11 protein-coding genes are annotated in these 11,589 nt (G+C 74.3%); 3 read left to right on the top strand and 8 right to left on the bottom strand.

The annotated features are described in order from the left end of the window. The first annotated feature begins 28 nt into the window (after positions 1-28). On the top strand, positions 29-931 hold the full coding sequence (locus ABZW03_RS08825; protein WP_355254044.1) for a sucrase ferredoxin: 903 nt from the start codon (positions 29-31) through the stop codon (positions 929-931). A 68-nt stretch (positions 932-999) separates the two neighbouring features. Here the strand turns inward: ABZW03_RS08825 and ABZW03_RS08830 are convergent, their stop codons facing one another. From ABZW03_RS08830 to ABZW03_RS08840, 3 genes are read right to left on the bottom strand one after another with little or no spacing between them, the layout of a single operon-like run. Then, complete coding sequence (locus ABZW03_RS08830; RefSeq protein WP_355254046.1) at positions 1,000-2,061, bottom strand: ABC transporter substrate-binding protein; 1,062 nt, start codon at positions 2,059-2,061, stop codon at positions 1,000-1,002. Between the two features lie 39 nt (positions 2,062-2,100). Further along, positions 2,101-2,967, bottom strand: a complete 867-nt coding sequence (locus ABZW03_RS08835; protein WP_355254066.1) for an ABC transporter permease — start codon at positions 2,965-2,967, stop codon at positions 2,101-2,103. A 10-nt stretch (positions 2,968-2,977) separates the two neighbouring features. Further along, complete coding sequence (locus ABZW03_RS08840; RefSeq protein ID WP_355254048.1) at positions 2,978-3,787, bottom strand: ABC transporter ATP-binding protein; 810 nt, start codon at positions 3,785-3,787, stop codon at positions 2,978-2,980. Positions 3,788-4,061: 274 nt separating this feature from the next. Between ABZW03_RS08840 and ABZW03_RS08845 the strand changes: the two genes are divergently transcribed. Together ABZW03_RS08845 and ABZW03_RS08850 are read left to right on the top strand one after the other, a co-directional pair. Then, complete coding sequence (locus ABZW03_RS08845) at positions 4,062-5,657, top strand: sensor histidine kinase (protein ID WP_355254050.1); 1,596 nt, start codon at positions 4,062-4,064, stop codon at positions 5,655-5,657. After that, on the top strand, positions 5,657-6,343 hold the full coding sequence (locus tag ABZW03_RS08850; RefSeq protein ID WP_355254052.1) for a response regulator: 687 nt from the start codon (positions 5,657-5,659) through the stop codon (positions 6,341-6,343). The genes ABZW03_RS08845 and ABZW03_RS08850 overlap by 1 nt, the downstream gene beginning before the upstream one ends. 74 nt (positions 6,344-6,417) lie before the next feature. Here ABZW03_RS08850 and ABZW03_RS08855 read toward each other — a convergent pair whose 3' ends face one another. The 5 genes from ABZW03_RS08855 to ABZW03_RS08875 all read right to left on the bottom strand — a co-directional run bounded on the left by ABZW03_RS08855 (position 6,418) and on the right by ABZW03_RS08875 (position 11,412). Continuing rightward, positions 6,418-8,190, bottom strand: coding sequence for a cation acetate symporter (locus ABZW03_RS08855; protein WP_355254054.1), 1,773 nt, complete (start codon positions 8,188-8,190; stop codon positions 6,418-6,420). Beyond that, the gene (locus ABZW03_RS08860; protein ID WP_355254056.1) at positions 8,187-8,627 is read right to left on the bottom strand and encodes a DUF485 domain-containing protein; all 441 of its coding nucleotides are present in this window, start codon (positions 8,625-8,627) and stop codon (positions 8,187-8,189) included. Before ABZW03_RS08860 ends, ABZW03_RS08855 begins: the two co-directional genes overlap by 4 nt. 311 nt (positions 8,628-8,938) lie before the next feature. Continuing rightward, positions 8,939-9,634 carry a response regulator transcription factor gene (locus ABZW03_RS08865; RefSeq protein ID WP_355254058.1) on the bottom strand — a complete coding sequence of 232 codons (696 nt, stop codon included), beginning with the start codon at positions 9,632-9,634 and terminating at the stop codon, positions 8,939-8,941. Next, positions 9,631-10,764, bottom strand: coding sequence for a histidine kinase (locus ABZW03_RS08870; RefSeq protein ID WP_355254068.1), 1,134 nt, complete (start codon positions 10,762-10,764; stop codon positions 9,631-9,633). The genes ABZW03_RS08865 and ABZW03_RS08870 overlap by 4 nt, the downstream gene beginning before the upstream one ends. 162 nt (positions 10,765-10,926) lie before the next feature. After that, a complete protein-coding gene (locus ABZW03_RS08875; RefSeq protein ID WP_355254060.1) occupies positions 10,927-11,412 on the bottom strand; it encodes a DUF1453 domain-containing protein in 486 nt (161 codons plus the stop codon). Positions 11,413-11,589: the final 177 nt, after the last annotated feature.

An 11,589-nucleotide genomic window follows, 5' to 3' on the forward strand; every position in this document is an offset into this window, starting at 1 on the left:
GTGATCAGCTGAGGGTAGCCTTGCCAGCGTGAGCACCTGTGCGACCGTGTCGCGTGAACTTTCGGAGCCGCTGGCCGCGACCGCGGCGGTGGCGACCACCTGGCTGCTGGTGGAGCAGAACGGGCCGTGGGGCGCGAAGGCGCTGGGTGAGAGCCATCTGGACGCGGCCGTCGGGCGGGCCCTGGACGCGGCCTCGGCCGGGACGGGCGTGCGGGTGGCGCTGATCCGGCGGCCCGGTCGGCACGCCGACTGCCTGCCGACCGCACGCCACGAGGTGCTCCTGGCGCACACGGTGCCGGGCCGCGGCTGGGTGCGCCGGGCGGCGGTCGCGGACCCGGCGGAGCTGCTAGGGCTGGACTTCGCGGCGCTGGGCGCCGGCGACCACACCGGTTTCGGGACGGAGCACGTCGGCGGCCCGGTGGCGCTGGTGTGCACCAACGGGCGGCGGGACCGCTGCTGCGCGCTGCTGGGCCGTCCGCTCGCGGCGGAGCTGGCCGCGGCCGGGCACAGCGAGGTGTGGGAGGTCACCCACCTGGGCGGGCACCGCTTCTCCCCCACGATGCTGGTGCTGCCGTACGGCCACGCGTACGGCCGGCTGACGCCGGAGACCGCCAAGGAGGTGCTGGCGGCGACGGCGGCCGGGCACGTGGTGCCGGAGTGGTCGCGCGGCTGCTCGGGCTGGGAGCGCCCGGGCCAGGCGGCCGAGCACGCGGTGCGGCTGGCCACCGGCGAGACCGGGGCGGACGCGCTGACGCTCACCCAGCGGCCGGACGGCGAGGGCCGCTGGCTGGTGACGGTGCTGCACCGGGACGGCCGGTCCTGGGAGGTGGACGTGGTGGAGGCGGTCAGCGAGCCGGCCCGTCCGGAGAGCTGCGGCAAGGCGGCGGGGACGCCCTCGCGGATGGACGCCCTCTCCGTCAGAGGCCTGTAGCGGCCCCGCGCTCGTGGGGGTGAGCGCGGGACCGCTGCCGGCGGGCGGGGCTCAAGCTGCGGCGCGGCTCAGCCGGCGGCCTTGGCGACGAACTCCGTGGTGTACGTCCTCGCCAGGTCGATCGACCCCTCCTTGCCCTTCACGTCCGGATGGAACGCGGCGAGCACCGAGAGCACCGTCCTCGGCCCGTCGGCCGGCATCACGCCGTCCGTGGTGAACATCGGCAGCGTCGCCCTGATCGCCGCCGCGTACTGCTCGGCGCCGCCCTGCGCGTAGTCGGCGGGCATCTTCGCGGCGATCTCCTCGGGGCTGTGGGTGGACATCCACCTGAGGGTCTTCACGAAGGCGTTGGCGAGCTTCTGGGTGGTGTCCTTGTTCTTCTCCACCCAGTCGGTGTTCATGTACAGCGACGAGGAGGGGTACAGCCCGCCGAGCGCCTCGCGCGAGCCCTCGGGGGTGCGCATGTCGTACAGCACCTTGCCGAGGCCCTTGTCCAGGATGTTCGCGACGGTCGGGTCGGTGGTCATCCCGGCGTCGATGCTGCCCTGTTGGAGCGCGGCGATGAAGGTCTGGCCGGCACCGACCGCGATCGGGCTGAACTCGCTGACGGCGGTGCCGTTCTTGACCGCGAGGTACTTGGTGAGGAAGTCGGTCGAGGAGCCGATGCTGGTGACGCCCAGCTTCCGCCCCTTGAAGTCGGCGCCGGACCTGATCGCGTCGGCCTGCTTGGTGGAGACCACCTCGACCTCGCCGGGCGCCTGGGCGAACTGCACCACGGACTCGACCTTCTTGCCCTTGGCCTGGAGGTCGATGGTGTGGTCGTAGAAGCCGACCGCGCCCTGGACGTCCCCGGCGAGCAGCGCGGTGGTGGCGTTGACGCCGGCGGGCTCGGTCATCAGTTCGACGTTGACCCCGGCCTCGGCGAAGTAGCCGAGCCGCTGGGTGAGCATCGCGGGCAGGTAGATGACCTTGTCCAGGCCGCCGACCATGATCTTGACCTTGGGGCCGTCGACCTGCTGCCCGGCGGGGGCGGCCACCGCGCCGTGGCCGGCGGTCGCGGCGTCGTTGGCGCAGGCGGAGAGCGGGAGGACGAGGGCGGCGGCGAGGGCGATCGCAACAGATCTGCGCATGGGTGGGGGTGCCTCTCTACTGCGGTACGGGGTGGGAGTTCAGCGCCCGTCGCCCGCGTCGGCGGGCTTCCAGCGGAACAGCTTCTTCTCGGCGAAGGTCAGCAGCCCCTCGGTGAGCAGCGCGACGACGGCGAGGATGGTCATGGCCGCGTAGACGCCGGCCGCGTTGAAGGTGCCCTGGGCGGCCGCGACGAGCAGGCCGAGGCCCTTGGTGGCGCCGATGTACTCGCCGACGATCGCGCCGATCAGCGCGAAGCCGAAGCTGACGTGCAGGCTGGTGAAGATCCAGGTGGTGGCGGCGGGGATGACCACCTGGAGGGTGACCCTGCGGTTGTCGGCGCCCAGGATGCGGGCGTTGGCCACGAGGTTGCGGTCCACCTCGCGGGCGCCCTGGAAGGCGTTGAAGAACACCGGGAAGAACACCAGCACCACCGCGGAGGCGACCTTGGAGGCCGGGCCCAGGCCGAACCAGATCAGGAAGATCGGCGCGAGCACGATCCGCGGGATGGCGTTGAGCACCTTGATGTACGGCCCGAACACGTCGGCCAGGAAGCGGATCCGGCCGAGCGCGATGCCCAGCAGCACACCGCCGACGACGCCGATCACCCAGCCGGTGAGGGCCTCGTAGAGGGTGTAGCCGATCTGGTCGCCGAGCGAGCCCTGCGCGGTGCCGTGGGTGATCCACTGCCAGATCTGGTCCCAGATCCTCGACGGCTGGGAGAAGTTGAACGGGTCGACGACCCCGGTCCTGGCACACCCCTCCCAGAGCCCGAGGAAGGCGAGCAGTACCGCGACCCGGGCCGCGTAGACGCCCAGTCTCCGGTTGCGGGCGGCCCGTTCGCGGGCCTCGGTCCTCGTCGTGACGGCCGGGGGCCTGCCCGCGCCGCTCGGCGCGGACTCGGACACGGACGCGGTCTCAAGCGGCACGACCCGCTCCTCTCTCCCGGGTGATGCGCACCTCTTCGCCGAGCGAGGCCCAGATCTCGCGGTACAGCTCGACGAACCTCGGTTCCAGCCGGACGGCCTCCACGGTGCGCGGGCGCGGGAGGTCGACGGTGAAGATCTCCTTCACGGTGGCCGGTCCGGCCGTCATGACGACGACCCGGTCGGCGAGCGCGATGGCCTCGTCCAGGTCGTGGGTGACGAAGACGACCGAGGAGCCGGTGCCGGCCCACAGCTCCAGCAGCTGGTCCGACATCAGGGCCCTGGTCTGCACGTCCAGCGCCGAGAACGGCTCGTCCATCAGCAGGATCGCCGGGTCGTTGACGAAGGTCTGGGCGAGCGCGACGCGCTTGCGCATGCCGCCGGACAGCTGGTGCGGGTAGCGGTCCTCGAAGGCGGCCAGGCCGACCCGGCCGAGCCAGTCCCGGGCCCGCTCCCTGGCCTCGGCGGCCGGCACGCCGCGGAAGCGCGGGCCGGCCGTCACGTTGGACAGGACGGTGCGCCAGGGGAAGACGGCGTCCTGCTGGAAGACGAACCCGACCTTGGGGTCGATCCCGCGCACGGGCTCGCCGTACACCCGGACCTCGCCCTCGGTGGGCTCCTCCAGGCCGCTGACCAGGGTCAGCGTGGTGGACTTGCCGCAGCCGGTGGGGCCGACGACGGCGACGAACTCGCCCTGGGCGACGGTCAGATCGAGGTCGCGGACGGCGGTGTGCAGCGCCCCCGAGGGGGTGCGGAACCGTTTGGTCGCGCCGGTCAGCTCGATCGCCGGGGTAGTGCTCATCCGATCCTCCCGGGTCTGTGCTTGCCCCGGAACGGTAGGAGCGGCCCCGGCCGCGGCGGGAGCCATCTGCGCGTAGTGCGACTTCTCCGCGTAGAGGGGTGTTCTGCTCGTTTTGCTTCCGCTACAACTGCGGGGACGCGGCTGACAGAAACACGCCCGAAACGTAGGGTGTCCCGACCCCCACCCGCCGGTCCGCCACCCACCGGGCACCCGCCGGACCCGTCCCGCCGTCCACCCCCGCGAAACCGCCCGAAGCCGCCGAGAGGAGGCCCGGATGAAGCTCCCCCGCGGACCCCGCCGGGTCTTCGCCCAGCTGCTGCTGAGCCAGACCGTCGTCACCGTCGGTGTCACCGCCGTGACCGCCGGGCTGTTCCTGGCCCCGGTCAGCAGCGAGCTGGACCACGACGCGATGCAGCGGGCGCTGTCGATCGCCCAGGCCACCGCCACCGACGAGAACATCGCCCGGGCCGCCGCCGGCCGCGACGTGGTGGCCGCGCAGCGCAACGCCGAGCAGATCCGGCTGGCCACCGGCGCCAGCTTCGTGGTGGTCACCGACCTGGACGGCATCCGGCTCTCGCACACCGACCCGGGCCGGATCGGCCAGCGGGTCAGCACCGACCCGGAGCCCGCCCTCAGCGGCCGCAGCGTCACCGCCATCCAGCAGGGCACCCTGGGCCGAACCGCCCGCGGCAAGGTGCCGCTGCGGACGGCGGACGGCCGGATCGTCGGCGAGGTCTCGGTCGGCATCAGCGACGACTCGATCCGCCGCCGACTGCTGAAGATGCTCACCGGCATCCTGCTGTGCGCGGGCGCCGGCCTGGCCGCCGGGACGCTCGCCACCCTGCTGCTGGCCCGCCGGCTCAAGCGCCGCACCCACAACATCGCGCTGGCCGACATCTCGGCCCTGCTGGTGGAGCGGGAGGCGATGCTGCACGGCATCCGCGAGGGCATGGTGGCGCTGGACGAGCGCGGCCGGATCCGGCTGGCCAACGACGAGGCGCTGCGGCTGCTCGGCCTGCCGGAGGACTGCACCGGCCGTCCGATCGGCGCGGTGCTGCCACCGGGCCGGCTGGCGGACGTGCTCACCGGGCGGATCGCCGGCGCCGACCTGCCGGCCGTACGGGACGACCGGGTGCTGGTGGTCAACCGGACGGCCACCCCCGAGGGCGGCGCGGTGGTGACCCTGCGCGACCGCACCGAGCTGGAGTCGCTGGTCCGCGAGCTGGACACCACCCGCAGCCTGACCGAGGCGCTGCGGGCCCAGGACCACGAGCACGCCAACCGGATGCACACCCTGCTGGGCCTGCTGGAGCTGGGCCGCCACGAGCAGGCGGTGGCGTTCATCTCGGAGCAGTCCGGCTCGCACGCCGTGGTCGCCGCGCGGATCGCCGAGCAGGTGCAGGACCCGCACGTGGCGGCGCTGCTGGCGGGCAAGACCTCGGTGGCGGGCGAGCGCGGGGTGCGGCTGGCGCTGGCCCCGGCGGCACACCTGCCGGACGCGGTGGTGGACGCCCGGGCGCTGGTGACGGTGCTCGGCAACCTGATCGACAACGCGGTGGACGCGCTGGCCGCGGGCGGCGGGGGCCGGGTGGAGGTGAGCCTGGCGGCGGCCGGCCCGACCCTGCTGCTGCAGGTCGCGGACAGCGGCCCGGGCGTGCCGGAGGCGCTGCGCGAGCAGGTCTTCGAGGAGGGGTGGACCAGCAAGGACGCGCCCGCGCACCGTCCGCGCGGGCTGGGGCTGGCGATGGTGCGGCGGCTGGTCGAGCGGACCGGCGGCCGGATCGTGCTCGACACCGGGCCGCTCGGCGGCGCCCGGTTCACCGTCGAGCTGCCCGAGGCCCTGCTCACCACTCAGCTCGCGGAGGCGTGATGATCGACGTACTCGTGGTGGACGACGACTTCCGGGTCGCGGACGTGCACGCCGCGTACGTGGCCAAGGTCCCGGGCTTCCGGGTGACCGGCACCGCGCACTCGGCCGGGGAGGCGCTGGCCGCCCTGGAGCGCCGCCCGGTGGACCTGCTGCTGCTCGACCACCACCTGCCCGACGAGACCGGCCTGGCCCTGGTGCGCCGGCTGCGGGAACGCCAGGTGGCCTGCGACGTGATGATGGTGACGGCCGCCCGGGACGTGTCCACGGTGCACGCCGCGATGCAGCACGGCGCGCTCCAGTACCTGGTCAAGCCGTTCACCTTCGCCGGGCTGCGGGAGAAGCTGGTGGCGTACGCGCAGCTGCGGCACGCGCTCGCCGCCCCGGCCCGGGAGGCCGGCCAGGACGAGGTGGACCGGCTGTTCGCCACCCTGCGCAGTGCCGCCGCCCCGGCCGGGACGCTCCCCAAGGGCCACTCGGCGCCCACCACCGACCTGGTGCTGGGGGTGCTACGGCGGGCGGGCCGGCCGCTGTCCGCCCAGGAGGTCGCCGACGCCACCGGGCTGAGCCGCTCCACCGCGCAGCGCTACCTCAAGCAGCTGGAGCGGGACAGCCGGCTGCGGCTGACCCTGCGGTACGGCGACACCGGCCGCCCGGAGCACCGCTACGGCCTGGCGGCCCGGGCGTAGCCGCTGAGCCTCCGGCCGGACAGGGGGGAACCCCGGCGGCCCCAGGCCCGCCGGGGTTCCCCGGGCGCGACGGCTCAGGCCGCGCCCGCACCGGTGAGCGCACGGACCTCCAGCTCGGCGAACCGGTCCGGGTCGGCGGGCTCGGACGAGGTGACCGTCCCGATCCAGCCGGCCAGGAAGCCGAGCGGGATGGAGACGATGCCCGGGTTCTCCAGCGGGAACCAGTGGAAGTCCAGGCCGGGGAAGAGCGCCTCGGCGGAACCGGACACCACCGGCGAGAAGAACACCAGCACGATCGCCGGGATCAGCCCGCCGTACACCGCCCAGACCGCGCCGCGGGCGGTGAACCGCGACCAGAACAGGCTGAACAGCAGCACCGGCAGGTTGGAGGAGGCGGCGACCGCGAAGGCCAGGCCGACCAGGAAGGCCACGTTCAGGTGCTGGGCGAACAGGCTGATCACGATCGCCGTCGCCCCGATCCCGGCGGCGGCGATCCGGGCGACCACCACCTCCTGCTGCTCGCTGACCTCGGAGGTCGACTCCTCACCCGACCGGGAGGCCGGGACGGTCTCGCCCCGGCGACGCCGCCCGCGGCCGCCCTTCGCCTGCTCCCGGACCGGCCGGGCCCGCCAGGCGCCGGCCCAGATGTCGTGGGCGAAGGCCGCCGAGGAGGCCAGGGTCAGCCCGGCGACCACGGCGAGGATGGTGGCGAAGGCGATCGCCGAGATCAGGGCGAACAGCACCACCCCGCCGGTGCTGCCGTTGCCGCCGCCGAGCGTCAGGGCGAGCAGCGGAACGGCGGTGTTCCCGGCCGAGTTGGCGTGCCGCACCTCGGCCGAGCCGATCAGCGCGGTGGCGCCGAGGCCGAGCACGATGGCCATCAGGTAGAAGCTGCCGACCAGGCCGATCGCCCACATCGTGGAGCGGCGGGCGGCCCGCGCGGTGGGCACGGTGTAGAAGCGGGACAGGATGTGCGGGAGGCCGGCGGTGCCGAGCACCAGGCCGAGGCCGAGGCTGACGAAGTCCAGCCGGCTGGTGATGCTGCCGCCGTACTTGAGCCCGGGCTCCAGGTAGCGGTGCCCGGCGCCGCTGTGCTGGGCGGCCTGGCGCATCAGCTCGCCGAGGTCCCCGTGGAAGCGGACCACCAGCAGCACGGTGAGCAGCACCGAACCGCCGGTCAGCAGGAAGGCCTTGATGATCTGGATCCAGGTGGTGGCCCGCATCCCGCCGATGGTGACGTAGACGATCATCAGGGCGCCGACCGCGATGATGGTCCAGGTGCGGGCGTGCGGGCTGCCGGTGCCGAGCAGCAGGGCGACCAGCGAACCGGCGCCGACCATCTGGGCCACCAGGTAGAGCAGGGTGACCACGACGCTGGCGCCGCCGGCCGCGGCGCGCACCTTGCGGCGGCGCAGCCGCAGCGCGAGCACGTCGGCGAGGGTGTACCGGCCGGCGTTGCGGACGAGTTCGGCCACCAGCATCAGCACCACCAGCCAGGCGACCAGGAAGCCGATGCTGTAGAGCACGCCGTCGTAGCCGTACAGCGCGATCAGCCCGGCGACGCCCAGGAAGGAGGCGGCCGAGAGGTAGTCCCCGGAGAGCGCGAAGCCGTTCTGCAGCGGGGTGAAGTCGCGGCCGCCGGCGAAGAAGTCCTCGGCGGCGTTGCCCTGCCGGCCGACCCAGAGGGTGACCCCGAGGGTGACCAGGACGACGACCGCGAACAGCGCGATGGCGAGCGAGTGGTGGTCGCCGGTGGGGGCGACCGGCGGCGGGGTGGCGGTCGACACCACGGTCCGCACGGCGGCCTTGGCCGCGTCGGTGGGCACGGAGAGCATCACGGTCGTCATCGCAGTTGGTCCTGGGTGTCCCAGCGCAGTCCGAGGGCGGCGCGGTCGCGCTTGGTCCGGGAGTTGCGGGCGTAGAGCCAGGTGAGCAGGAAGGTCGTGGCGAACTGCAGCAGCCCCAGCAGCCAGGCCACGTTGAGCGGGCCGGCCACCGTCCGGCGCATCAGGTCGGGGGCGCCGGCCTGGGCGGCGACGAACAGCAGGTACCAGGCGAGGAAGGCACCGGTGATCGGGAAGACGAAGGTCCGGTAGCTGCGGCGGATCTGCTTGAACGCCGCGCTGGCCTGGACCGCCCGGTACACCTCGGTGCGGTCGGCGACCGGCTCCTCGGCGAGCGGGTCGCCGGGCGCGGCCGGGTCCTCGGGGTCGGCGGGGGCGGGCTGGGCGAACGGCTCGACGGCGGCCCCGTGGACGGGTGCGCCGACGGCCACCGAACCCACGACGGCCTCTGCCGACTGGACCGTGCGGGCGTGGTCCGTACGGGCGGAGCCGGGCTGTGCCGGGACCGCCGTTCGGAGGTGCGCAGCCGATGGCTCGGCGGACTCAACGGGGCTGCCGGCGGCCGGAGCGGCCCACCAGTCGAATTGCTGTCCCGGGCCGGGACTGCTCGTCTGCTGCTGTGGCACTGCTGCTCCTGGACGGCCGGATGTTCTGACCCGAACCATGATGGCGGCCCTTGGAGAGCCCCCCTGACCATCGCAGATACGTTCACTCGATGAGGTGATCGATCATCCGACAGACACTCATCCGACTACTGCTGCGTCCTGGTGATTCCGTGTCGGAAGGCGTAGGCGACCGCCTGAGCGCGGTCCCGGACCGCGGTCTTGGCGAACAGATTGTTGATGTGGGTCTTCACGGTGGCCTGGCTGACGAACAGCCGCCGGGCGATCTCGGCGTTGGACAGCCCCTCGGCGATCAGCGCCAGCACCTCGGCCTCCCGCGCGGTCAGCCCGTCGGGCAGCTCCGCCGGCCGGGCGGCGGGCCGTTCGGCGCCCGGCCCGGACTCGCCTGGCTGCTCCGAAAGCCTTTCCAGCAGCCGGAGTTGGACCTGTGGGGAGAGCCCGGCGGCACCCGCGCGGACGTCCGCGACGGCCCGGGCGATCTCCTCGGCGCCGGCGTCCTTGGTGAGGTAGCCGCGCGCCCCGGCCCGCAGTGCCGGGAACAGCGAGTCGTCGTCGGCGTAGGTGGTGAGCACCACGACCTCGGTCTCCGGGTGCGCGGCACGGATCCGCCGGGTCGCCTCGACCCCGTCGCAGCGCGGCATCCGCAGATCCATCAGCACCACGTCCGGGTGATGACGCTCCACCAGGGCGACGGCCTCCTCCCCGTCCCCGGCGGCCCCGACCACCTCGATGCCGGGCAGCAGCCCCAGCAGCATCACGATGCCCTCGCGCACCACCGTCTGGTCGTCCGCGACCAGCACCCTGATCGCCTCCGGATCCGTCATTCCGGCACCCGCAGCAGCACGCGCCACCCTCCGTCCTCCGGGCCCGCCACCAGCGTGCCGCCGAGCAGTTCCGCGCGTTCGCGCATTCCGAGCAGACCGTACCCGCTGCCGCTCGCGGCCAGCTCCTCCACCCCGGGCCCACCTGCGGATTCGCCGCGCGGCGGCCGGGTGTTGCGCACCTCCAGCTCCACCGCCCCGTCCAGGTAGCGCAGTTCGACGGAGCAGCGGGCGCCGGCCGCGTGCTTGCGGACGTTGGTCACCGCCTCCTGCGCGGTGCGCCGCACCGCGAGGGCGGCCTCGGCGGCGAGCGGCCGGGGCGTGCCGGTGACGGTGAGGGCGGCCCGCTCCCGCCCGGTCAGCTCGACCAGGAACTCCCCGACCGGGGTGAGCTCCCCGCGCAGCGCGGACAGCGCCTGCCGGGTCTCGGCCAGCCCGTCCTGCGCCATCCGCCGGGCGGCGACGACCCGTTCGCGGATCCGCTCGCGGTCCGTCCCGGCGTCCAGCATCAGCCGGGCCGCCTCCAGGTGGACGAGCTGCGCGGAGAGGCTGTGGGCGAGCACGTCGTGGATCTCCCGGGCGATCCTGGCCCGTTCGGCGAGCGCCGCACTCTCCGCCTCGGCGGCCCGGGCGGCCCGCTCCTGGGCGAGCAGCCGGCGGGCGGTGCCGCGCGCCTCGACGTCCAGCCGCAGCAGGTAGCCGAGCAGGGTGATCCCGCAGACGGTGGCCGCGACGCTGAGCCAGCCCGACGTGGTGACCGCCGCGTACGAGGCCAGCGAGGCCGCCGCCGTGACCAGCCCGGGCACGGGCGGCATCCGGACCAGGGCCGTCACGGCCAGGCCGTACCAGAGCACGTCGGCGAGCAGGGGCGCCCGGCCGGTGTCGGCCAGCCAGGCGGCGCCGAGCACCGCGCCGGCCAGCAGGTACGCGGGCAGCGGGCGCTGTTCGCGGCTGGCGCGCAGGAAGGCCACGCAGAGCGCGACGGCGGCGGCCAGCCCGGCCGCCGCGGCCACCGCCGCCCCGGCCGTGAACCTGCCGCCGGCGAAGGTCCCCCAGACGACGGTGACCAGCACCACGATCCGGCCGAGCACGGTGAGGAGCCGCCGCGGCCGGCTCTCGGCCTCGCGGTCCATCCCCTCGCGGGACGGCCAGCGGGTCCAGTACCACCCGGCCACGGGTGCCTCCTCGGTGCTCACGGCGGTGGGTCGGGGCAGGGGGGTCAGGGCTGCGGACCGGGCCGGTGCGGCGGGCGGAGCCGCCGCTCGGTGCGGGACGCAGGTCGGCGGAACCGCCGTTCAGTGCGGGACGCCGACGGGCGGCGCGGGCTCCAGCGTCCGGGCCCTCCGGTTCAGCACGAGCGAGCGGACCAGCAGCAGGACCGCCATGCCGAGCATCAGGGAGCTGCCGGACTGGCGGACGTGCAGCGCCGCGCCGATCCCGTACAGGCCGAGCCGGACGGCGATCATCCCGCCCCAGGCGGCCACCGTGGCCCGGGTGCCCCGGGCCACGACCGAGCCGTCCGCGGACCGCCAGAGCCGTACCGTCCAGCCCCAGGCCGTGCCCATCCCGACCACCGCGACCAGCCCGGCGGCCAGCAGGGCCGCCGACAGCGCGGTGTGCCGGTGGTCGACGAGCTGCGGGTCCCGCAGCGCGAGCGCGCCCAGGACCAGCGGCAGCAGCCAGAAGCGGCGCTCGGTGTCCAGACGCTGGGCCCGCATCTGGCGCCGGACGACCAGGGCCGCCACCACGGCGATCACCAGCAGGTTGGCGAGGGCGGTCATCGGACTGCTCCGTCCCGGGAGAGGCTCGTTGCTGACCTCTCCGACGCTACGGACGCGCCGGTTCCCGCTGATCGGAGCCGGGGTGGAGCCCGGGTGGAACGCGGCCGCGCGGGCGCTCCACCCCGGGGGGGAGGGGCCGCCCCGGCGCCGGGGGGGAGGGGGGGGGGTAGATAGGGA

It is taken from the genome of Kitasatospora sp. NPDC004799 (genome assembly GCF_040609095.1).
In the GTDB taxonomy this organism is placed as follows: Bacteria; Actinomycetota; Actinomycetes; order Streptomycetales; family Streptomycetaceae; genus Kitasatospora.